A 23,259-nucleotide genomic window follows, 5' to 3' on the forward strand; every position below is an offset into this window, starting at 1 on the left:
ACCCTAGGGTTTTGCAGAGTTGGGGTGTCCCCATGGGTTGCGTCAGGCGCCTGTGGCTGGGTGGTCCCAACAGCCGCGTCCCACATGGTGGGCGCGGTTGTCTCATTCATTGACACGGTGGCCGCGTCGGGAGAGAGTGTCCGCATGGCCCTCCTCCTCGTACTTCCCCGGCGCGCTGCCTGAGCGACGACCCGTTCGTCGACGCAGCGCGCGCCCTTCACGTCCGGACCAGGACTGAGGGGCTTTTTCATGCCGGGAGAAGATGTGAGGAGCAGGACGGATGGCACGGCAAACCGAAGGACACACGGTGACTGACACGACCAGCAGCGCCCCGACCCCGGCAGCGCTGGCGCGCCGGGCGGAGGCCCGACCGACCCCAGAGCAGGTGACCGGAGCGCAGAGCCTCGTCCTCGCGCTCGAGAGCGTCGGTGCCGAGGTCGTCTTCGGGATCCCCGGCGGGGCGATCCTGCCCGCCTACGACCCGCTCATGGACTCGGTCAAGGTCCGCCACATCCTCGTGCGCCACGAGCAGGGCGCCGGCCACGCGGCCGAGGGCTATGCCTCCGCGACCGGGAAGGTCGGCGTGTGCATGGCGACCTCCGGCCCGGGCGCCACCAACCTCGTCACGGCCATCGCCGATGCCCACATGGACTCGGTCCCGATGGTCGCGATCACGGGGCAGGTCGCCTCGAGCTCGATCGGCACCGACGCCTTCCAGGAGGCGGACATCCGCGGCATCACCATGCCGATCACCAAGCACAACTACCTCGTCACCGACGCCGCGGAGATCCCGCGGGTCATCGCCGAGGCCTTCCACATCGCGAGCACCGGCCGACCCGGCCCCGTCCTCGTCGACATCTCGAAGGACGCGCTGCAGGCCACCACCACTTTTGCGTGGCCGCCGCAGATCGCCCTGCCGGGCTACCACCCGGTGACGCGTCCGCACGCCAAGCAGATCCGTGAGGCCGTGCGCCTCATGGCCGGCTCTCGCCAGCCGATCCTCTACGTCGGTGGCGGGGTCATCCGCGCCGGTGCCGACGCCGAGCTGCGTCGCCTGGCCGAGCTCACCGGCATCCCGGTCGTCACGACCCTCATGGCGCGCGGGGCCTTCCCCGACGGCCACCCGCTGCACCTGGGCATGCCCGGCATGCACGGCTCGGTCGCCGCGGTGACCGGGCTTCAGCGCAGCGACCTGATCATCGCCGTCGGCGCGCGCTTCGACGACCGGGTCACCGGGCAGCTGTCGTCCTTCGCGCCGGGGGCCAAGGTCATCCACGCCGACATCGACCCGGCCGAGATCTCGAAGAACCGCGTCGCGGACGTGCCGATCGTCGGCGACGCCAAGGCGATCATCAGCGAGCTCATCGCCGCGGTCGAGGCGGGCGAAGGGGAGGCCGCCGGCATCGGTCCTGGCCTCTACCGCGAGTGGTCGGCGACGACGACGCGGTGGTCGCAGGACTACCCCGTCGGCTACACCTCGCACGGCGAGGGCGCCCTCATGCCGCAGCAGGTCATCGAGCGGCTCGGCGAGATCGCCGGCCCCGAGGCCGTCTACGCCGCGGGCGTGGGCCAGCACCAGATGTGGGCCGCGCAGTTCATCGGCTACCAGCGCCCGAACTCGTGGCTCAACTCCGGCGGCGCCGGGACCATGGGCTACTCGGTGCCCGCGGCCATGGGTGCCAAGGTCGGCGAGCCCGACCGGGTCGTGTGGGCCATCGACGGCGACGGCTGCTTCCAGATGACCAACCAGGAGCTCGCCACCTGCGTCATCAACGACATCCCGATCAAGGTCGCGATCATCAACAACTCGAGCCTGGGCATGGTGCGCCAGTGGCAGTCGCTCTTCTACAACGAGCGCTACTCCAACACCGACCTGCACACCTCGGTCGGCAGCCGGATCCCCGACTTCGTCAAGCTCGCCGAGGCCTACGGCTGCGTCGGCCTGCGCTGCGAGCGCCCCGAGGACCTCGACGCGACGATCGAGCAGGCGATGGCGATCAACGACCGCCCGGTCGTCATCGACTTCGTCGTCGAGCGCGACGCCATGGTCTGGCCGATGGTTCCGGCCGGCGTGAGCAACGACGCCATCCAGATCGCCCGTGACGCCGCGCCCGTGTGGGACCGCGAGGAGTCCGAGGCCATCGAGCAGTCCACCGACGCCGACCACGACGGCAAGTGAGGTAGCGACCCGTGAGCACGAAGCACACCCTCTCCGTCCTCGTCGAGAACAAGCCCGGCGTCCTCGCCCGGATCTCGGCCCTCTTCTCCCGCCGCGGGTTCAACATCGACTCGCTCGCCGTCGGCCCGACCGAGCACCCCGAGGTCTCCCGGATGACCGTCGTCGTCGACGTCGACCAGCTCCCGCTCGAGCAGGTGACCAAGCAGCTCAACAAGCTCGTCGAGGTGCTCAAGGTCGTCGAGCTCGACCCGCTCGCCTCCGTGACGAGCCAGATCGTCCTGGTCAAGGTGCGCGCCGAGGCGAGCAACCGCAGCGGGATCCTCGAGACCGCGCAGATGTTCAAGGCGAAGATCGTCGACACGACGACCGACGCGATGACCCTGCAGGTCTACGGCAACTCCGACAAGATCGCCGCGATGCTCGAGATCCTCGAGCCCTACGGCATCAAGGAGCTCGTCCAGTCGGGTGTCGTGGCCATCGGCCGCGGCCCCCGCTCCATCACCGACCGCTCCCGACACTGACCCCCCTTCGTCCCTCGTCCCACGTGGCGGGAGACGATGACGACCACCCCACGACTGCACCACCACGACACAAGGAGAAGTGCCCCATGGCCGCCGAACTGATCTACGACGACGACGCCGACCTGTCCATCATCCAGGGCCGCAAGGTTGCCGTCATCGGCTACGGCTCGCAGGGCCACGCCCACGCGCTCAACCTGCGCGACAGCGGCGTCGACGTGCGCGTCGGCCTCAAGGAGGGCAGCAAGAGCCGCGCCAAGGCCGAGGCCGAGGGGCTGAAGGTCCTCACCCCGCGCGAGGCCGCCGCCGAGGCCGACGTCATCGTCATCCTCGCGCCCGACCAGGTGCAGCGTCACCTCTACGCCGACGACATCGCGCCGGAGCTCAAGGAGGGCGACGTCCTCGTCTTCGGCCACGGCTTCAACGTGCGCTTCGGCTACATCCAGGCGCCCGAGGGAGTCGACGTCATCCTCGTCGCGCCCAAGGCGCCGGGCCACACCGTGCGTCGCGAGTACGTGGACGGCCGCGGCATCCCGGACATCATCGCCGTCGAGCAGGACGCCTCGGGCACGGCCTGGGACATCGCCGCCTCCTACGCCAAGGGCATCGGCGGCACCCGCGCCGGCGTCATCAAGACGACCTTCACCGAGGAGACCGAGACCGACCTCTTCGGCGAGCAGGCCGTCCTCTGCGGTGGCATGTCGCACCTCGTCCAGGCGGGCTTCGAGACGCTGACCGAGGCCGGCTACCAGCCGGAGATCGCCTACTTCGAGGTCCTCCACGAGCTCAAGCTCATCGTCGACCTCATGTGGGAGGGCGGCATCGCCAAGCAGCGCTGGTCGATCTCCGACACCGCCGAGTACGGCGACTACGTCTCCGGCCCGCGGGTCGTCGACGCCAAGGTCAAGGAGTCGATGAAGGGCATCCTTGCCGACATCCAGGACGGGTCCTTCGCCAAGCGCTTCATCGAGGACCAGGACAAGGGCGCCGTCGAGTTCCAGCAGCTGCGCGAGCAGGAGGCCGGTCACCCGATCGAGGCCACCGGCAAGGCGCTGCGCTCGCACTTCGCGTGGCAGTCCGGCGACGACGACTACACCGAGGGCTCGGCCGCTCGCTGACGACAGCGCGAGCATCGCAGCGAGCGCTAGCGAGCGAGGAGCGCAGCGCCGAGGAAGCGGGCGCATGAGAGCCGCTCGCTGATCCTCCACCTGACTCCCGACGCGGTCACCCCGCGGCGGGTCCCCGACGGGGGCGCCCACCGGCTCACCAGCCGGGGCGCCCCCCTTCGTCATGTTGGGACGTGCCGGAGGACCGGCCCGCCTGCGCAGGGTCAGCCCGCGAGGTGACCCCACGTCGGGGCGAGGTCGGCCCACGGGCCGCTGGCGGCGGCCCGGCCGCCGACGAGGACGACGACCCGGTCGGCCTGCTCGAGCGCCGCGCGCTTCGAGGTCGCACCGATGACGGTGGCGCCACGCTCGCGCAGACCCCGCCACAGGGCGATCTCGGTCGTCGCGTCGAGTGCGGAGGACACGTCGTCGGCGAGGAGCAGCTCGGCCTCGGTCGCGAGCGCCCGCGCCAGGGCGAGGCGCTGGACCTGCCCACCGGACAGGCGCACACCGCGATGACCGACGAGCGAGTCGGGACCGCCGGCCGCGGCGACGTCCTCGCTCAACCGCGCGAGGGCCACCGGCTCGTCGAAGGGGCGCTCGTGCCCGAGCCGCACGTTGTCGACGAAGGTGCCGGACAGCACCCGCGGCACCTGCGCGACGTGGGCCACCCGGCCCGGGCGCAGGGTGCGCTGCGCGTTGGTGACGGGAGTGCCGTTCCACAGCAGCTGACCACGGTGGTCGACGAGACCGGCGAGGGCCGCGAGCAGGCTCGACTTGCCGGAGCCGACCTGGCCGACGAGCAGCACGAGCTGACCGCGCTCGATGCTCAGGTCGATGTCGCTCGCGCCCACCGTGCCGTCGTCGTGCACGACGCTGACATCGCGCAGCTCGAGGCGCTGCAGCGGCTCGCGCTCGCCGGCGACCGGCGTGGGGGCGGTGCCCTCGACGAGGTCGACGCCCTCGGGCAGGTCCATGAGGTCGACACCGCCGGCGAAGCGCGCGGTCTCGACCTGCCAGGCGCGCGTGCCCGGGGCCTCGGTGACGACCATGCTCGCGACGCGGCCGAACCAGTCGAAGCCCATGACCGCGCCCGAGACGAGGATCGCGGTGCCCAGGCCCCAGCCGCCGGAGACGTGGATCCACCACGTCGCGACGACGCCGCACTGGACCATGACGAGCGGGACGGCGTCGAGCACGGCCTGCACCCGGTGCTCGCGCACCGCCGCGTCGACCCGGCCACCGTCGACCTGCCGCAGGTGACGGCGGACGAAGGGGGTCGCCGCGGCGAGCTTGATCGTGCGCACCGACTCGAGGGTGGAGACGACCGCACGGCCGAAGCGGGCGCGGGCCGCCGACGCCGCTGCGGCGGAGCGCCCGGCGATCGGCCGACCGAAGGTCGCGGCGACCGCCGAGGTCACCATGACGGCGAGCAGGACGGCGCCGGCGACCCACGTGCCCGCGAGCACCGCGGTCAGCGCGGCGATGACCATGCCGTTGATGAAGTCGACCCACCGGTCGGCGTAGCGCGCGTAGCGGTCGGCGTCCATCGAGCGGGCGACGACCTCACCCGGGGGCGTGCGCGGCAGCCGCTCGGTGCGGGTCTGGCCGACGAGCACCGCCATGCGGGTGCGCAGCATGACCTCGATCCACCAGCGCGGGTAGCGGAAGAAGGCCGATGCGGTGAGGAAGGGCACGACGAGCAGGCAGCCGACGAGCACACCGCCGAGGAGGGTCGGAGTGTGCCCGGCCTGCAGGTCCTCGACGACCGTGCCCCAGACGAGCCCGGTGACCGCACCCTGTGCGCCGAGCACCGACATGAGCAGGAAGCACAGCGCTCCCGCGATGCCCCACGTCGGCTTGACCGACAGCGCGTGCGCGATGCCGCGGGCGAGCGTCGGCCCGGTGCCGACCTCGGGCAGGTCCGGGGGAGTGGTCGTGCGGCGGCGTCCGCCGACCGGGTCGAGGTCGGCGTGGTCGACGTCGGGCCCGGACGAAGGGGGGCGCTCGCCCTGCGCGGACGCCGACGCGTCGACGTCGGCCTCGGCACGGCTGTCGAGCAGGAGGATGCGGAAGGGGCCGTCCGCCTGGGCGAGCTCGGTGCGGCGTCCGTGCTGGATGACCCGGCCGTGGTCGAGGACGACGACGTGCGGCGCCCGCTCGATGGTGTTGAGCCGGTGGGCGATGAGGATGCCGGTGCGCCCGACGAGCAGGCGGTCGGCGGCCGAGACGACCCGGCGCTCGGTGAGCGGGTCCATCCGGGCGGTCGCCTCGTCGAGGACGACGACGCGCACGTCGCGCACGAGCAGCCGGGCGAAGGCGACGAGCTGCTCCTCGCCGGAGGACAGGGTGGTGCCGCCGGGGCCGAGCAGGGTGTCGAGCCCGTCGGGCAGGCCCTCGACCCACTCGCCGAGCCCGAGCTCGCGCACGGCGTCCTCGACGTCGGCGCGCGGGGTGTCGTCGAAGAGGGTGATGTTGTCGGCCAGCGTGCCGGCGATGATCTCGGTGCGCTGGGTGACGACGCCGACGTCGGTGCGCAGCAGCTGCAGGTCGATGTCACGCACGTCGACCCCGCCGACGAAGACGCTGCCGCGCGGCGGCTCGACCGCCCGCGAGATGAAGGAGGCGAGCGTCGACTTGCCCGAGCCGGTGCGCCCGACGAGGGCGACGGTCTCGCCGGCGGGCACGTCGAAGGTCACGTCGCGCAGGGCGAAGCTGCCCTCGGCGTAGGAGAAGTCGAGGCCACGCACCTCGACCGCGAGCTGGGCGCCGGCGGGAACGGGAGCGCCCCCCTTCGGCTCCGGCTCGACGGCGAGCATCTGCCGCAGCCGGATCACCGCGCCGAGCCCGGCCTGCAGGTCGGGCAGGTGGTGCGAGAGCTGGCTGATCAGGCCGACGAAGGTCGAGGTGACGATGAAGAGGGTGACGAGCTCACCCACCGAGATCGCCTCGGTGACGGCGAGCGCGATGCCGGCCACGCCGATGCCCGCGAGCAGCGCGTGGAGGAGCAGGCCGGCGCGACGGGCGAGCCGGCTCTCGAGGACGACGACGTCGCAGAAGCGGGCGTGCACCCGGGCGGTGAGCGTCGCGAGGCGCTGGACCATGTGGGCCTGACCCAGGCTCGTGCGCAGGTCGTCACGCCCGGCGATGCCCTCCTCGAGAGCGCTCGCGTGGTCGGTCCAGGCGGCCTCCTCGATGACCTTGCGCCGGGCGATCTCGCCGAGCAGCGGGCGCACCGCGAGCCAGGTGAGCGCGGCCAGCAGCGGGAAGAGCAGCCACGCCGGCCACCACGTCACGCCCGCGACGATCCACATCGGCAGGACGGAGAAGGCGGTGCGGGCGAACATCCACACCTGCCACCGCATGAGGTTGCCGACCTCGTGGGTGTCGTCGTCGACGCGGTCGAGGATCTCGCCGGCGGCCTGCTCGGAGAGGATCGCGACGGGCTGGGCGAGTGCGGCGTCGAGCAGGTCGTCGCGCAGGACGCCCTCGGCCCGGTCGGACAGGCCGACCCACACGACCTTGCCGATGTTGTCGACGAGGGCGCCACCGATGACGAGGACCGCGAGGAGCTGGACGAGGGAGGTCGACGGGGTCTCGGCGAGCCGGCCCACGACGACCGTGCCGAGGGTGAGCGAGATCGCGGCCAGGGCCGAGCACACCAGCGCCGCGGCGGCGGCGGGCGAGCGCATCCGGCGCCAGTCGACGGTGCGCTCCGGGGGCTGGGGCTCGGCGGTGGTCTGGGGCGTCGCGGCGGTCCGCTCGAGGGTCTGCGTCATGGCCTGTCAAGGCTATGTCCGCCCACCGACACCGCGCCTCCGATTTTTCGGCCCCGGTGCCCACGGTGTGGGCGTACCAACTCTGCAAGACCCTAGGGTTTTGCAGAGTTGGTGGCCCGGCGGCACCCTGCTGGGGGTCGGCTCCCACCCCGCGAGACGGCCGTCCAACGACTGGACCGGGGGTTCCGTCCACTCACCCGGCCCGCGTACCGTCGGACGATCGGCGCCACACCCGGCTCCACCCCCTTCGCACCAGCGGCACCCCCACCCACGTCGTGCCTGACCTGCGCCACCGCACGACCACAGGAGCCGTCATGAGTGACGAGGCCAACGAGGCACGCCGCGCCCTCCAGGAGAGCCTGGACCGCCGCGACAGCGGCGAGTGAGCGCACGCGCCACCCATCACCACTGACCGCCCTGCGTCTCGAGGCTCGCAAGCTCGCACCTCGACGAACGTGGGGCGGTCTGCGTGTGCCTCGAGGTGCGGGGGCGGTCTGCATGTGAGACGCGGTATCAACCTCCGGACCGGCGGCATACCGTGGATCCCATGCCGCAGCTTCGATCCCGCACGACGACCCACGGACGCAACATGGCCGGTGCCCGTGCCCTCTGGCGCGCCACCGGCATGGGCGAAGGGGACTTCGGCAAGCCGATCGTCGCGATCGCCAACTCCTTCACCCAGTTCGTCCCCGGGCACGTGCACCTCAAGGACATGGGCCAGCTCGTCGCCGGCGCCGTCGAGGAGGCCGGGGGAGTGGGCAAGGAGTTCAACACCATCGCCGTCGACGACGGCATCGCGATGGGTCATGACGGCATGCTCTACTCGCTGCCCAGCCGAGAGGTCATCGCCGACTCGATCGAGTACATGGTCAACGCGCACTGCGCCGACGCCCTCGTGTGCATCTCCAACTGCGACAAGATCACGCCCGGCATGCTCCTGGCCGCGCTGCGGCTGAACATCCCGACCGTCTTCGTCTCCGGCGGCCCGATGGAGGCCGGCAAGGCGATCATCGGTGACGACGGCGAGACCTACACCCGGCTCGACCTCGTCGACGCGATGGTCAAGGCCGTCGACGACAACGTCAGCGACGACGAGATCACCGCGATCGAGCAGTCCGCCTGCCCGACGTGCGGGTCCTGCTCGGGCATGTTCACCGCCAACTCGATGAACTGCCTCACCGAGGCCCTCGGGCTCTCCCTGCCCGGCAACGGCTCGACGCTCGCGACCGCCTCGGCCCGCCGCGACCTCTTCCTCGACGCCGGCAAGCTCGTCGTCGACCTGTGCCGCGACTACTACGACGGCGACGACGAGTCCGTGCTGCCGCGCTCGATCGCGACGAAGCCCGCCTTCGCCAATGCCATGCGCCTCGACATCGCCATGGGCGGCTCGACCAACACGATCCTCCACCTGCTCGCCGCGGCGCAGGAGGCGGAGGTCGACTTCGACCAGAGCGACATCGACGCCCTCTCGCGGGTCACGCCCTGCCTGGTCAAGGTGGCGCCCAACAGCGGCGACTACTACATGGAAGACGTGCACCGCGCCGGAGGCATCCCCGCGATCCTCGGCGAGCTGCACCGCGGCGGCATGCTGGACGCCAGTGTCCGGTCCGTGCACAGCCCCGACCTCGAGACCTGGCTCTCCGACTGGGACATCCGCTCCGGCGCCGCGACGAGCAAGGCCACCGAGCTCTTCCACGCCGCCCCCGGTGGGGTCCGCACGACCGAGGCCTTCTCCTCCACCAACCGGTGGACGAGCCTCGACACCGACAGCGAGGACGGGTGCATCCGCTCCGTGGAGCACGCCTACACGAGCGAAGGGGGCCTGGCGGTCCTCCACGGCAACCTCGCGCCGGACGGTTGCATCGTCAAGACCGCCGGCGTGCCCGAGCACCAGTGGAACTTCTCCGGTCCCGCCCGCGTCGCCGAGTCGCAGGAGGCCGCGGTCGAGATGATCCTGTCCAAGCAGGTGCAGGAGGGCGAGGTCGTCGTCATCCGCTACGAGGGCCCCAAGGGCGGCCCCGGCATGCAGGAGATGCTCTACCCCACCTCCTACCTCAAGGGCACCGGCCTCGGCCCCAAGTGCGCCCTGATCACCGACGGCCGCTTCTCCGGTGGCTCGTCCGGCCTGTCGATCGGGCACGTCTCCCCGGAGGCCGCCTCCGGCGGCGCCATCGGCCTGGTCCGCGACGGTGACGTCATCGAGTTCGACATCCCCGGTCGCCGGGTCAACCTGCTCGTCGACGACGAGGAGCTGCAGCGTCGCCGCACCGAGCAGGACGCGAAGGGGTGGGCACCCGCCGCCCCCCGCCCCCGCAAGGTGACCCCGGCCCTGAAGATCTTCGCGAAGTTCGCCCAGTCCGCCGACAAGGGCGCCGCCCGCAAGGTCGACTGACCCCGCTCCCTTCGCGCCCCTCGCTCCCTGAGGAGGCCGCCCGCGGCCGTCTCGAAGGGCGCGGTCGTCTCGGGTGCCTCCGGACGAAGGGAGGGCTCCCGGAGGGAAGCGGTCGCGCTGGGGAAAAGTCCGGACCGCTCGTCGTGCACGTCGCGACCGTGCGAAGTCCGGACTTTTCCTTGATTCGCGCGGCCCCTTCCTTCCGGGAGCGCCAGCGAGGGGCGCCCACATGCCGGGACACGGATTTCACATGTCGGGACGCGCGCCTAGCCTGAAGCCATGAGCACCGACGCAGCGCAGACCAGCTTCGACATCGCCGTCATCGGGGGCGATGGGATCGGCCCCGAGGTGGTGGCCGAGGGGCTCAAGGTCCTCGGCGTCAGCGGTGTCGACCTGCGGACGACCGAGTACGACCTCGGCGCGGCCCGCTGGCACCGCACCGGCGAGACGCTGCCGGACTCGGTCGTCGAGGAGCTGCGCGGCCACGACGGCATCCTGCTCGGCGCCATCGGCGACCCGACCGTGCCCTCCGGCGTCCTCGAGCGGGGCGTGTTGCTCCCCCTTCGCTTTGCGCTCGACCACTACGTCAACCTGCGCCCGGCCAAGCTCTTCCCCGGCGTCACCAGCCCGCTCGCCGAGCACGTGACGAGCAAGGGACTCGACTTCGTCGTCGTCCGAGAGGGCACCGAGGGCCCCTATGTCGGCAACGGCGGCGCGCTGCGCGTCGGCACCCCGCACGAGGTCGCGACCGAGGTCAGCGTCAACACCCGCTTCGGCATCGAGCGCGTCGTGCGTGACGCCTTCGCCCGCGCCCAGGCCCGCCCGCGCAAGCACCTGACCCTCGTCCACAAGCACAACGTGCTCACCCACGCCGGCCACCTGTGGCGCCGCACCGTCGAGGAGGTCGGCGCGGAGTTCCCCGACGTCGAGACCGCCTACCAGCACGTCGACGCGGCGACGATCTTCCTCGCCACCGACCCGGCACGCTTCGACGTCATCGTCACCGACAACCTCTTCGGCGACATCATCACCGACATCGCCGCGGCCGTCGCCGGCGGCATCGGTCTCGCCGCGAGCGGCAACATCAACCCCACCCGCGAGGCCCCGAGCATGTTCGAGCCGGTCCACGGGTCCGCCCCCGACATCGCCGGCCAGGGCAAGGCCGACCCGACCGCCGCGATCCTCTCCGCGGCGATGCTGCTGGACCACCTCGGCCTCGCCGACGACGCCCAGCGGATCGAGGCCGCCGTCGCCGGCGACCTCGCCGAGCGCGCGGGGGAGCGGTCCACGAGCCAGATCGGGGATGCCATCGCTGCCCGCGTATGACGTGTCCCACATGGTGGGACTACCCTGCGAGCAGACCCGCACCCCCGAGGAGACGTACCCCAGATGACCGCCGAGCTGACCTTCACGACCACCCGCAGCGACGCCCCCCTTCCTGACGCCGACCGCGAGGCCGTCCTGGCCAACCCCGGCTTCGGTTCGACCTTCACCGACCACATGGCCGTGGCCACGTGGACGAAGGGGGAGGGCTGGCACGACGGGCAGGTGCGGGCCTTCGGTCCGCTGCAGCTGAGCCCCGCCGCGGCCGTCCTGCACTACGCGCAGGAAGTCTTCGAGGGGATGAAGGCCTACCGCCACGAAGACGGCTCGGTGTGGACCTTCCGCCCCGACCGCAACGCGGCCCGCATGGCCCGCAGCTGCGAGCGGCTCGCGCTGCCCGTGCTGCCGGAGGAGGACTTCGTCGGGGCGATCCGCGCGCTCGTCCAGGCCGACGAGACGTGGGTCCCCGCCTACGGCACGGGGGAGACGAGCCTCTACCTGCGGCCCTTCATGTTCGCCTCCGAGGCATTCCTCGGGGTGCGCCCGGCCAACGAGGTGACCTTCTCGGTCATCGCCAGCCCCGCCGGCGCCTACTTCTCCGGCGGCCTCAAGCCGGTCAACCTCTGGGTCAGCCAGGACTACGCCCGCGCCGGCGAGGGCGGCACGGGCGACGCCAAGTGCGGTGGCAACTACGCCTCCTCGCTCGCCGGCCAGCTCGAGGGTCAGGCCCAGGGCTGCGACCAGGCCGTCTTCCTCGACTCCTCGACGCACACCTACATCGAAGAGCTCGGCGGGATGAACCTCTTCTTCGTCACCAAGGACGGCCGCCTGCGCACCCCCGCGCTCACCGGCTCGATCCTCGAGGGCGTCACCCGCGACTCGATCCTCGCGCTCGCGCCCGACCTCGGTCTGACGCCCGAGGAGTCGCGCATCGAGATCGACTGGTGGAAGGAGGGCGTCGCCTCCGGCGAGATCACCGAGGTCTTCGCCTGCGGCACCGCCGCCGTCGTCACCCCGGTCGGCGAGCTTCGCTGGGCCGGCGGCTCGGCCCCGTCCACCGGTGGCGAGGGCGGTGGCGAGATGACCCGCACCATCCGCCAGAGCCTGCTCGACATCCAGTACGGCGTCGCCGAGGACACCCGCGGCTGGATGACCCGCCTCGTCTGAGCACCTCAGCACCGCACCGAGGTAGCCAGGTGACCCCTCGCCTCATCGCCACCGATCTCGACGGCACCCTCCTGCGTAGCGACGGGACCGTCTCCGCCCGCTCGGTCGACGCCCTTCGCGCCGTCGCCGACGCGGGGCTCGAGACGGTCCTCGTCACGGCCCGCCCGCCCCGCTGGCTCGACGAGCTCGCGCACGTCGTCGGCACGCGAGGGGTCGCCCTGTGCGGCAACGGCGCTTTCCGCTACGACGTCGCCGAGCGGCGGGTCTTCGGGGTGCGCTCGATCCCGCGTGAGGTCGTCACCGAGGTCGTGCGCGACCTGCGGGAGCAGCTGCCGGGCACCGGCTTCGCCGCCGAGCGGCACTGCGGGCTGGCCGCGGAGAGCATGTTCGCCGCGATCCACGACCATCCCGAGGAGCTCGTCACGACGCACGCCATCGAGCACCTCACCGACGCCGGCGTCGGCAAGCTCCTCGCCCGCAACCCTCATCTCGACGACGAGGAGTTCATCGTCGCGGTGACCGAGATCGTCGGCGACCGTGCGGTCGTCGCCTTCAGCGGCGCCGGTGGCCTGGCCGAGGTCTCGGCGAAGGGGGTCACCAAGGCCGCCGCACTCGCCGGCTGGTGCGCGGAGCTCGGGATCGACGCGGGGGAGGTGTGGGCCTTCGGCGACATGCCCAACGACCTGCCGATGCTCACCTGGGCGGGGCGCTCCTTCGCCGTGGCCAATGCCCACGACGATGTCCTCGCCGCCGCCACCGACCGCGCCCCGGCCAACGACGACGACGGGGTCGCCCAGGTGCTCGAGGGGCTCCTGCGTCCATCCGGTCCCTGAGGAGCTCGCTCTGCGAGCGTCTCGCAGGGCGGACGCGGGATGACCGACTCGTGGGACGGTGCCATGGTGGTCGGGTGATGCCCCAGATGACGACCCGAGCTGCCACCGCAGCCGAGCTCATTATCTAGGCGCGACGAGCCACCTGCTCGTCGCGCGGACCTCCCACACCCGGGGGGTCTTTCGCTTTTCTCGGGCAGGGACGAGACCAGCGGACGGGTCCGGAGCATCACCCCCGCCACGGACGGGCGCGACGAGCAGGTGTCACACTCCTCGAGGAGGCGAGCTCGCCTCCCTTCGTCCGAAGCGAGAGATCCACATGCACGGCTTCCACGTCTACGACACGACGATGCGCGACGGCGCCCAGCAGGAGGGGATCAACCTCTCCGTCGGGGACAAGCTGACCATCGCCCGTCACCTCGACGAGCTGGGCGTGACCCACATCGAAGGGGGCTGGCCCGGGGCCAACCCCAACGACACCGAGTTCTTCCGCCGGGCCCGCACCGAGCTGGAGCTGCGCTGCGCGACGCTCGCCGCCTTCGGCGCGACGCGCAAGGCCGGCGGCTCCGCCGCCACCGACCCGCAGGTGCAGGCGCTGCTCGACTCCGGCGCCGAGGTCATCACCCTCGTGGCGAAGATGCACCCGGGCCACGTCGAGCGCGCGCTGCGCACGACGCGCGAGGAAAATCTCGCGATGATCACCGACACCGTCGCCCACCTGCGCGCCCAGGGGCGCACGGTCATGGTCGACGGGGAGCACTTCTTCGACGGCTACCAGCTCGACCGCGACTACGCTCTCGCCTGCGTGCGTGCCGCCCACGAGGCCGGCGCCGAGGTCATCGCGCTGTGCGACACCAACGGCGGCATGCTGCCCGGGCAGGTGCGCGACGCCGTCGCCGACGTCATCGAGGCGACCGGTGCGCGGCTGGGCATCCACTGCCACAACGACACCGGGTGCGCCGTCGCCAACACCATGGCTGCCGTCGAGGCCGGCGCCGACCACGTCCAGGGCACGGTCAACGCTTATGGCGAGCGCACGGGCAATGCCGACCTCATCACCGTCGTCGCCAACCTCCAGCTCAAGCTCGGCATGGACCTCGTCGAGCCCTACCGGCTGCAGGACGCCACCCGCATCGCGCACGCGGTGAGCGAGGTGACCAACTTCCCGCACTTCTCCCGGCAGCCCTACGTCGGCTCGGGGGCCTTCGCGCACAAGGCCGGGCTGCACGCGAGCGCGATCAAGGTCGACCCCGACCTCTACCAGCACATCGAGCCCAAGGACGTCGGCAACGACATGCGCATGCTCGTGTCCGACATGGCCGGGCGGGCGACGGTGGAGCTCAAGAGCCGCGAGTTCGGCGTCGACCTCGCCGGCGACGACGCGGCCCTGACCCGCGTGCTGGCGAAGGTCAAGGAGCTCGAGCAGCGCGGCTACACCTTCGACGCGGCCGACGCGAGCTTCGAGCTCCTGCTGAGGCGCGAGCTGCAGGAGGAGGCGCTCGAGTATGCGCAGGTCGAGTCCTGGCGGATCATGATCGACGCCCGTGGTGGCGACGACGCCCTCTCGGAGGCGACGGTCAAGGCGGTCGCCGGCGGGCGGCGGCTCGTGGCGACGGGGGAGGGCAATGGCCCGGTCAACGCCCTTGACCAGGGCCTGCGGCAGGCCCTCGTCACCGTCTACCCCGAGGTCGAGCAGATCGAGCTCATCGACTACAAGGTGCGCATCCTCGACGCCGCCCACGGCACCGACGCGACGACCAGGGTGCTCATCGAGCACAGTGACGAGCACACCTCGTGGACGACGGTCGGCGTCGCGCCCAACATCGTCGAGGCCTCGTGGGAGGCGCTCGTCGACGGCATCACCTATGGCCTGATGCGCGCGGGTGTGCCGGTGCGCTGACCGCGGGTCACTGAGCAAGGGAAACTGCCCCTTCGCAAGAGTTCCGAACCCTTGCCAAGGGGCAGTTTCTCGGGTCGCCCGAGAATCGATGGGCCCATGTGTCGACGGGTCAGCCGGCCACGTGGCCGAAGCGGTGACGGGTGGTGCTCACCGCCTGCTCCCGGACGAAGGGGAGGACCTCACGTCGTCCCGTGGCCAGGACCTCGCCGGTGATGACGTCGACGCCTGCGGCGACGAGCTCGTCGACGAGCGCGGGGAGGCAGGCGCCCACGGTGCGCACCCGCACGTCCGCGCTGCGCGACGCGCGGGCGACGAAGGCCGCGTCGTCCTCGCCCACGACCTGCACGTGCCCGATGCTGCCCGGCAGGTCGAGGCCCGGAGCCGCCGAGACGACGACGTGGGCGCCGGTGAGGGTGGCCGCGGCGACGAGGCGCAGCAGCTCGACGACCCGTGTGCCGCCGCCGGCGCGCACGAGCACTCGCGGGTGCGGGCGGTAGCGGAAGACATTGGACTCCACGACGAGGGCGCTCTCGTCGTGCTCGACGCCGAACTCATCGGCCCACGCGGCCGCGTCGCTGGCGAGCGCCGCCTCGAGCCAGGCCCGCTCGTCGTCGCCGACGGAGGAGCCGAGGGTCGCGAGCTGGGCGTCGACGGTGCTGCGCACGGCGGAGGTGACGGGCGCCCCCTTCGTCGGCAGGCCGGTGCCCGTCCACGTGCCGAGCTGGGCGACGTAGTTGGGGCCGCCGGCCTTGGCGCCGGGGCCGATCGAGCTGGCCTTCCACCCGCCGAAGGACTGGCGGCGCACGATGGCGCCGGTGATGTGCCGGTTGACGTAGGCGTTGCCGACGGCGACCGTCTCCGTCCAGTGGGCGATCTCGCCCTCGTCGAGGCTGTGCAGGCCGCCGGTGAGGCCGAAGTCGGTGGCGTTCTGCAGCTCGATCGCCTCGTCGAGGGAGTCGGCGCGCATCAGGCCGAGCACCGGGCCGAAGACCTCGGTGAGGTGGAAGAAGGAGCGAGGCCGCACGCCGTCCTTGACGCCCGGCGACCACAGCCGGCCGGTGTCGTCGAGCTGGCGCGGCTCGACGAGCCAGGACTCGCCCGGCTCGAGCGTCGTGAGGGCACGACGCAGCTTGCCCGTGGGCTCCTCGATGACCGGGCCCATGCGGGTGCCCAGGTCGGCCGGCCAGCCGACGGCGATCGACTCGACAGCGTCGACGAGCTGGCGGCGGAAGCGCTCCGACGTGCCGATCGACCCGACGAGGATGCCGAGGGAGGCGGCGGAGCACTTCTGGCCGGCGTGGCCGAAGGCCGAGCTGACGAGGTCGGCGACCGCGAGGTCGATGTCGGCGGAGGGGGTGATGACCAGGGCGTTCTTGCCGGAGGTCTCGCCGAGGACGCGGGCGCCGTGCTCGCGCCCGGCACGCCAGCCGGCGAAGAGCCGGGCCGTCTCGCTCGCGCCGGTGAGCACGACGGCGTCGACGTCCTCGTGCGCGACGAGGTGCTGGCCGACCTCGTCCTCGTCGGTGCGCACGACGTGCAGCACCTCGCGCGGGATGCCGGCGTCGTGCAGGGCGGCGACGGTGACCTCGACGCACACGGGCGTCTGCGGGGCGGGCTTGATGACGACCGAGGACCCGGCGGCCAGGGCCGCGAGGACGCCACCGATCGGGATGGCGACGGGGAAGTTCCACGGCGGTGTCACGAGCGTCAGGGCGAAGGGGGTGAAGCTCGCCCCGTCGACCATGGCCCCGCCCTCGAGCTCGAGGGCACGGTCGGCGTAGTAGCGGGCGAAGTCGACCGCCTCGGAGATCTCGGGGTCGGCCTCGGCGACGGTCTTGCCGGCCTCGGCGGCCATGACCGCGAGGATCTGCTCGCGCCGGGAGTCGATCTCACGAGCAGCCTTGCGCAGCAGGTCCGCCCGCTCGGCGGCGGGGCGTGCCGCCCAGCCCTCGTGCGCGGTGCGCGCCGTGGCGACGACCTCGTCGACCGCGGCGGTGCTCGTCAGGTGCGGGGAGGTCGGCTCCGGCCGGGGCGCGGCGACGGCGCGGGCGGCCCACGCGCGGTGGCCGGGCAGGGCGGCGTCGGAGTCGGGCGTGTTGTCGAAGGTGTCACCGATCGGCGGGCGCTCGGCGGAGCGGCGCGGGCCGACAGGGGTGTCGCCGATGGCCTCGACGCTCACCCGGAAGCGGGCCTCCTGGTCGGGGATCGCCGCGGCATCCTCGGAGAAGAAGGCGTGGATGTAGTTCTCCGGGGAGGCGCTCTCCTCGAGGCGACGCACGAGGTAGGAGACGGCGGCGTCGAAGTCCTCGGGGGCGACGACCGGCGTGTAGAGGATGACCGTGCCGACCGCGTCGCGCACCGCGCGGGCCTGCGCCGGGGACATGCCCTGGAGCATCTCGATGTCGAGGCTGTCCTGCGCCCCCCGGTCGGTCGCGAGCAGGTGCGCCGCGGCGACGTCGTAGAGGTTGTGCGAGGCGACACCGATGCGCAGCGCGCCGACGGCGTCGGGGCGCAGGGCGCGCTCGACGCAGCGCAGGTAGTTGGCGTCGACGTCGGCCTTGGTCGTGTAAGGCGCCTGCTCCCAGCCGTGCATGACGGCCTCGACGCGCTCCATCGCGAGGTTGGCGCCCTTGACGAGACGCACCTTGATCGGGGCGCCACCGGCGGCGCGACGGGCGACGGCGAAGTCGATGAGCCGCTCGAGGGCGGGCAGCGCGTCGGGCAGGTAGGCCTGCAGGACGATGCCGGCCTCGAGGTCGTGGAACTGCGGCTCGGAGAGCATCCGGGTGAAGACCTCGATGGTCATCTCGAGGTCGCGGTACTCCTCCATGTCGAGGTTGACGAAGGAGTGCGGGCTGGACGACTTCGCGGTCTCGTAGAGCGGGCGCAGCCGGGTCAGGCAGCGCTCGACGGTGCCCTCGGTGTCCCACGTGCTGATCTGGCTGACGAGCGAGGAGACCTTGATCGAGACGTAGTCGACGTCGGGGCGCTCGAGCAGCTCGCGGGTGCGCTCGGTGCGGCTGGCGGCCTCGCCCTCGCCGAGCACGGCCTCGCCGAGGAGGTTGATGTTGAGGCGGAACCCGTCCTCGCGGGCCTTCGCCAGGTGCTTGCCCAGACGCGGGTCGCGGGCGTCGACGAGCAGGTGGCCGACCATCTGCTTCATGCGGGCGCGGGCGGCAGGCACGACGACCTTGGGCGCGATCTTGGCAGCGCGGGCGCCGAGCCCGAGCAGGCCGCGGTCGACCGGGCCGAGGAAGGAGGCCGAGTCGGACGCGGTGATCCGGCTGAGCGCGTTGGCAGCGACGCGGTCGTCCTCCGGCCGCGCGACGCGGTCGACGAAGAAGACCGCCATGTCGAGGCCGGCGTGGTCGGACAGGAGCGCGGCGAGCTGACCGGTCGACTGCGCCTCACGCTTCGTCTCGCCGGCGTGGGCGGCGGCGGCCCAGCGGTCCGCGAGACGCACCGCGTCCTCGACGAAGGGGGCGAAGGCGGCAGTGGCCGGGTCCGTCAGGGAGGGAGTCGTCGTCATGCTCTCGACGGTAGGCGCGCGACGTGGCAATGACCACAGCCAGATGTTTGCCCCAAGCCGTCCATCGACATACATCTGTCTGATCGGCACGGTCGGCGGGCCTGTGTGAGACGCGCCCTGTCTCCACCCCTTGGGAGGTAGTGCCTCGGGCACCCCCTGCCTAGCGTCGAAGGGAGACGTCGACCCGGCCACGGGTCTGCTCAACGTCGCCAGCCTGAGGAGCTCATCTCGATGCCCACGACGAAGCGCACCACCTCCCACGACGCGGATGCACCTGCCCACGACCGCGTCGGGGCCGGCGGCGAGACCCACCAGCGAGCAGGCGGCGATAGCCCGGTCATGACGTCGGCGCACGGTGTCCCGATCGAGGACGACAACAACTCACTGCGAGCGGGTGAGCGTGGTCCGACCCTCATGTCCGACCACGCGTTCCGCGAGAAGCTCTTCCACTTCGACCACGAGCGCATCCCCGAGCGAGTGGTCCACGCACGTGGCTACGGAGCTCACGGGGTCTTCGAGTGCCACGAGTCGCTCGCCGACATCACGCGTGCCAGCATCTTCGCCTCGGCCGGCAAGAAGACCGAGACCTTCGTCCGTTTCTCCACCGTGGCTGGCAACCTCGGCTCCTTCGACCTCGCGCGGGACGTGCGCGGGTTCGCCACGAAGTTCTACACCGACGAGGGCAACTGGGACCTCGTCGGCAACAACATCCCGGTCTTCTTCATCCAGGACGCCGTGAAGTTCCCCGACCTGGTCCACGCAGTCAAGGAGGAGCCGGACCGCGGTTTCCCGCAGGCGCAGAGCGCCCACGACACCTTCTGGGACTTCGCCTCGCTCATGCCCGAGTCGACCCACATGACGCTGTGGCAGATGTCGGACCGAGCCATCCCGCGCTCTTTCCGCATGATGGAGGGCTTCGGTGTCCACACCTTCCGCTTCATCAACGACGCCGGCGACAGCTCCTTCGTGAAGTTCCACTGGAAGCCCGTGCTGGGCATGCAGTCCGTGGTCTGGAACGAGGCGGTCAAGATCAACGGCGCCGACCCCGACTTCCACCGCCGCGACCTCTTCGACGCCATCACCGCCGGCGACTTCCCGCAGTGGGAGCTGGGTGTGCAGGTCTTCGACGACGCCTTCGCCGACGAGTTCGACTTCGACGTCCTCGACGCGACCAAGCTCATCCCCGAGGAGCTCATCCCGGTCCGGGCTGTCGGCACGATGACCCTGAACCGGCTCGTCGACAACGTCTTCGCCGAGGTCGAGCAGGTCGCCTTCATGACGCAGAACGTGCCGCCGGGCATCGACTTCAGCAACGACCCCCTGCTCCAGGGCCGCAACTTCTCCTACCTCGACACCCAGCTGAAGAGGCTCGGCAGCACCAACTTCAGCCAGCTGCCGGTCAACGCGCCCCGGTGCCCCGTCGCTCACTTCCAGCGCGACGGTCACATGCAGATGTCACCGCAGCCTGGTCGGGCGGCCTACGAGCCGAACTCCTTCAGCGGCGAGGACCGAGGGCCGCGCGAGGTGGGTGCGCAGGGGCAGCAACCCTTCCCCGACGAGGTCGAGGGCCAGACCCGGCGCGTGCGCAGCGCGTCCTTCGCCGATCACTACAGCCAGGCCCGGCAGTTCTACGTCAGCCAGACTCCGGTCGAGCAGGAGCACATCGTCCTCGCGTACACCTTCGAGCTGGGCAAGTGCGAGATCCCGGCCATCAGGTCACGGATGATCGCCAACCTGCGCAATGTCGACGAGGACCTCGCCGCTGGCGTGGCCGCGGGCCTGCGGATGCCCCTCCCGGAGGCCTCCGTCCCGGCCGCGGAGCCCATCAGGGATCTGCCGCCGAGCCCCGCTCTGAGCATCCTCGCCAACGCCAAGGAGACCTTCGCCGGCCGCAAGCTGGGGCTGCTGGTCGGCGACGGCGCGGACGCGGCCGCGGTCAAGCGTCTGCGCAAGGCCGTGACGAAGGCAGGCGGCATCTGCGAGGTCGTCGCCAAGGCCGTCGGGGGCGCCACGCTGTCCGACGACTCGCTGCTCGAGGCGACGCAGGCCGTCGCCGGTGCCCCCTCGGTGCTGTACGACGCGATCGCCGTCCTGACAGGGCCCGACGGTGGAGCCGTCCTGGCCGACGAGCCAGCAGCGCGTGACTTCCTCACCGACGCCTTCAACCACTACAAGGTCATCGGGCTCGGCGGCGCCACCGATGCTCTCGTCGCGGCGGCCGGTCTCAGCGACAAGCTCGACGCGGCCTGCTTGGGCCTGGACACGGCCAACGACAACACGACATTCCTGTCGAGGATCGCCGGACCACGCCAGTGGGACCGCGACCTCGACGCCTGAGGCACCACGACAGAGAGGCACCACATGAAGGCACTCACCTGGCAAGGCCGAAGCAACGTCCGCATCGACGACGTCCCCGACCCTCGGGTCGAGCGCCCGACCGACGCGGTCATCCGTGTCACCTCGACCGCGATCTGCGGATCCGACCTCCATCTCTACGACCCACTCGGTCCCTTTCTGTCGAAGGGAGACATCCTCGGCCACGAGACCATGGGCATCGTCGAGGAGGTGGGGTCGGAGGTCACCCACATCTCGGTGGGCGACCGGGTCGTCGTCCCCTTCAACATCTCGTGCGGGCACTGCTGGATGTGCCAACGCGGATTCATGGCCCAGTGCGAGACCACGCAGGTGCGCGATCAGGGCATGGGGGCCTCGCTCTTCGGCTTCACCGAGCTCTACGGCTCCGTCCCGGGGGGCCAGGCGGAGTACCTGCGCGTCCCGCAGGCACAGTTCGGCCCGATCCTCGTCCCCGAGGGCGTGGCCGACGAGCGGTTCCTGTACCTCTCCGACATCCTCCCGACCGCCTGGCAGGGGGTGGAGTACGCCGACGTGCCCAACGGGGGCAGCCTCGCCGTCATCGGGCTGGGACCAGTCGGCCTGATGGCGGTCGCCATCGCGGCCCACCGTGGCCTGCAGGTCATAGGCGTGGACAACGTGCCGGAACGGCTGGCACGGGCGCGCCAGTACGGCGCGACAGTCATCAACACCGACGAGACCGATGACGTGCCGGGAGCGATCCGCGAGCTCACCGACGGCCGCGGGGTCGACGGCTCCCTGGACGCGGTCGGGATGGAGGCCCACGGCGCACCCGTGGCCGAGACCGCCATCAAGGCCGTCGGCCTGGTCCCGGATGTCCTGGCCAAGCCGATGATGAAGACGGTCGGCATCGACCGCCTCGCCGCACTGCGCACGGCGATCGGCGCCGTCCGACGTTCGGGCACGGTCTCGGTGAGCGGGGTCTACGGCGGGATGGCCGACCCCCTGCCGATGATGGAGATCTTCGACAAGGGTCTGGCTCTGCGCATGGGCCAGTGCCACGTCAAGCGGTGGATCGACGACATCATGCCGCTCGTGCTCGAGGACGGCGACCCCCTCGGTCTCGAGGCGTTTGCGACCCACCGCCTGCCGCTGACGCAGGCCCCTGACGCCTACTCGATGTTCCAGAAGAAGCAGGACGGCTGCATCAAGGTCGTGCTGAAGCCGTGACCGCAGCACGAGTGGCCGGGGCCGCACGGGCCTCGGCCACTCGTGGCTGTGGCCGCGATCGACATGATGCTGGGCGGGACGATCCACCTGTGCCTGTCCGTCCTGCTCCTCTCGATCCCGGCGCAGAGGGCCGCTCGACGACTCGTCGACGCGGTGCTGGCCGGTCGCTCGCCGATCGAGCTCACACCCCTGTCGTGGGTGGGCAGGCGGGTACACGGTCTCGCGCCGCGCGCCGGCTCAACCCGATCGATCCGGGCGAAGGGCCCGCAGCGCGCAGCGCGTCGGGTCAGTAGTCGGCGGGCGTGGGCGGCGCCTCGAGGACGATCCGCTTGCGTGTCGGGGCCATGCCGTTGTCGATCCCCCAGAGGACGGCTTGGCTCCGGCTGTCCACGCCCATCGTCCGGTACGCGGAGCGGATGTAGGACTTGACCGAGTTGATGCTCAGGTACGTCCGCTCCGCGATGGCGTTGTTGCTCAGCCCGGCGGTCACGAGAGCGATGATCTCTGACTCACGAGGTGTCAGGCCCGCCGCGCGGCCGGGCCAGGAGTTGGTGGGGAGCGTGGGGTCCGGCTCGAAGGGGATGACCCGCAGATGCCCTTCGTGAGCCCTGGTCAGCTCCATGACGAGATCCTCCGCGCCGACCGACTTGGAGATCGCGGAGGTGACCCCGCGGGCCCGAGCTGACTCGATGAGCTCCTCGGAGAGATGCCAGGTGAAGAGGACCACCTGCCCGATGTGGGGGGCGGCGCACAAGACGTCGAGGTCGTCACCGTCGAACCCGGTGCGGGCGTAGGTGTCGTACAGCGCGATGTCGACCGGTTGAGCGACCGTGGTCCCTGCATCCAGCTCGACGACCCTGACGACGTCGGCGTAGGGCTCGAGCATGGCGGCGACTCCTTGGATGATCAGCTCGTGATCGTTGATCAGGGCGACCCTCAAGGGGCCACGTGCAGGGGCGCTCATGCCCTGACCATAGCCGCGGCTACCGACTG

General features: G+C 71.3%; 13 protein-coding genes. 10 read left to right on the top strand and 3 right to left on the bottom strand.

Annotated features, from left to right (window positions below):
* The first annotated feature begins 307 nt into the window (after positions 1-307).
* The 3 genes from NMQ01_RS04595 to ilvC all read left to right on the top strand — a co-directional run bounded on the left by NMQ01_RS04595 (position 308) and on the right by ilvC (position 3,815).
* Positions 308-2,179, top strand: coding sequence for an acetolactate synthase large subunit (locus tag NMQ01_RS04595; protein WP_255185691.1), 1,872 nt, complete (start codon positions 308-310; stop codon positions 2,177-2,179).
* A gap of 11 nt (positions 2,180-2,190) precedes the next feature.
* Positions 2,191-2,700, top strand: a complete 510-nt coding sequence (ilvN, locus tag NMQ01_RS04600; RefSeq protein WP_255185692.1) for an acetolactate synthase small subunit — start codon at positions 2,191-2,193, stop codon at positions 2,698-2,700.
* 86 nt (positions 2,701-2,786) lie between these two features.
* Positions 2,787-3,815 carry a ketol-acid reductoisomerase gene (gene ilvC / locus NMQ01_RS04605; RefSeq protein WP_255185693.1) on the top strand — a complete coding sequence of 343 codons (1,029 nt, stop codon included), beginning with the start codon at positions 2,787-2,789 and terminating at the stop codon, positions 3,813-3,815.
* Positions 3,816-4,027: 212 nt separating this feature from the next.
* Here ilvC and NMQ01_RS04610 read toward each other — a convergent pair whose 3' ends face one another.
* A complete protein-coding gene (locus NMQ01_RS04610; RefSeq protein WP_255185694.1) occupies positions 4,028-7,582 on the bottom strand; it encodes an ABC transporter ATP-binding protein in 3,555 nt (1,184 codons plus the stop codon).
* A 547-nt stretch (positions 7,583-8,129) separates the two neighbouring features.
* Between NMQ01_RS04610 and ilvD the strand changes: the two genes are divergently transcribed.
* The 5 genes from ilvD (at position 8,130) to cimA (ending at position 15,194) form a co-directional block, all read left to right on the top strand.
* Positions 8,130-9,974: a dihydroxy-acid dehydratase gene (gene ilvD, locus NMQ01_RS04615; RefSeq protein ID WP_255185695.1), complete on the top strand. Its 1,845-nt coding sequence runs from the start codon at positions 8,130-8,132 to the stop codon at positions 9,972-9,974.
* Between the two features lie 279 nt (positions 9,975-10,253).
* Positions 10,254-11,300: a 3-isopropylmalate dehydrogenase gene (locus NMQ01_RS04620; RefSeq protein WP_255185696.1), complete on the top strand. Its 1,047-nt coding sequence runs from the start codon at positions 10,254-10,256 to the stop codon at positions 11,298-11,300.
* A 63-nt stretch (positions 11,301-11,363) separates the two neighbouring features.
* Complete coding sequence (locus NMQ01_RS04625) at positions 11,364-12,464, top strand: branched-chain amino acid aminotransferase (RefSeq protein ID WP_255185697.1); 1,101 nt, start codon at positions 11,364-11,366, stop codon at positions 12,462-12,464.
* Between the two features lie 29 nt (positions 12,465-12,493).
* Positions 12,494-13,297: an HAD family hydrolase gene (locus tag NMQ01_RS04630; protein WP_255185698.1), complete on the top strand. Its 804-nt coding sequence runs from the start codon at positions 12,494-12,496 to the stop codon at positions 13,295-13,297.
* Positions 13,298-13,613: 316 nt separating this feature from the next.
* Positions 13,614-15,194: a citramalate synthase gene (cimA, locus tag NMQ01_RS04635; RefSeq protein ID WP_255185699.1), complete on the top strand. Its 1,581-nt coding sequence runs from the start codon at positions 13,614-13,616 to the stop codon at positions 15,192-15,194.
* A 109-nt stretch (positions 15,195-15,303) separates the two neighbouring features.
* On the opposite strand, the gene NMQ01_RS04640 is transcribed toward cimA, so the two are convergent.
* Positions 15,304-18,723, bottom strand: a complete 3,420-nt coding sequence (locus NMQ01_RS04640; RefSeq protein WP_255185700.1) for a proline dehydrogenase family protein — start codon at positions 18,721-18,723, stop codon at positions 15,304-15,306.
* 231 nt (positions 18,724-18,954) lie between these two features.
* Between NMQ01_RS04640 and NMQ01_RS04645 the strand changes: the two genes are divergently transcribed.
* Positions 18,955-21,060 (top strand): catalase, encoded by a 2,106-nt coding sequence (locus NMQ01_RS04645; RefSeq protein ID WP_255185701.1) that lies wholly within the window; start codon positions 18,955-18,957, stop codon positions 21,058-21,060.
* Between the two features lie 24 nt (positions 21,061-21,084).
* A complete protein-coding gene (locus NMQ01_RS04650; protein ID WP_255185702.1) occupies positions 21,085-22,266 on the top strand; it encodes a zinc-dependent alcohol dehydrogenase in 1,182 nt (393 codons plus the stop codon).
* A gap of 286 nt (positions 22,267-22,552) precedes the next feature.
* Here NMQ01_RS04650 and NMQ01_RS04655 read toward each other — a convergent pair whose 3' ends face one another.
* Positions 22,553-23,230, bottom strand: a complete 678-nt coding sequence (locus NMQ01_RS04655; protein ID WP_255185703.1) for a response regulator transcription factor — start codon at positions 23,228-23,230, stop codon at positions 22,553-22,555.
* Between the last annotated feature and the right edge of the window lie 29 nt (positions 23,231-23,259).

Origin of the sequence: Janibacter sp. CX7 (assembly GCF_024362365.1) — a bacterium.
Classification (GTDB): Bacteria; Actinomycetota; Actinomycetes; order Actinomycetales; family Dermatophilaceae; genus Janibacter.

Bases quoted from the DNA above. Each gene is read 5' to 3' on its own strand.
- NMQ01_RS04645 (WP_255185701.1), top strand. From the start codon at position 18,955: ATGCCCACGACGAAGCGCACCACCTCCCACGACGCGGATGCACCTGCC.
- NMQ01_RS04655 (WP_255185703.1), bottom strand. From the start codon at position 23,230: ATGAGCGCCCCTGCACGTGGCCCCTTGAGGGTCGCCCTGATCAACGAT.
- NMQ01_RS04640 (WP_255185700.1), bottom strand. From the start codon at position 18,723: ATGACGACGACTCCCTCCCTGACGGACCCGGCCACTGCCGCCTTCGCC.
- ilvD (WP_255185695.1), top strand. From the start codon at position 8,130: ATGCCGCAGCTTCGATCCCGCACGACGACCCACGGACGCAACATGGCC.
- NMQ01_RS04650 (WP_255185702.1), top strand. From the start codon at position 21,085: ATGAAGGCACTCACCTGGCAAGGCCGAAGCAACGTCCGCATCGACGAC.
- NMQ01_RS04610 (WP_255185694.1), bottom strand. From the start codon at position 7,582: ATGACGCAGACCCTCGAGCGGACCGCCGCGACGCCCCAGACCACCGCC.
- NMQ01_RS04620 (WP_255185696.1), top strand. From the start codon at position 10,254: ATGAGCACCGACGCAGCGCAGACCAGCTTCGACATCGCCGTCATCGGG.
- cimA (WP_255185699.1), top strand. From the start codon at position 13,614: ATGCACGGCTTCCACGTCTACGACACGACGATGCGCGACGGCGCCCAG.
- NMQ01_RS04625 (WP_255185697.1), top strand. From the start codon at position 11,364: ATGACCGCCGAGCTGACCTTCACGACCACCCGCAGCGACGCCCCCCTT.
- ilvC (WP_255185693.1), top strand. From the start codon at position 2,787: ATGGCCGCCGAACTGATCTACGACGACGACGCCGACCTGTCCATCATC.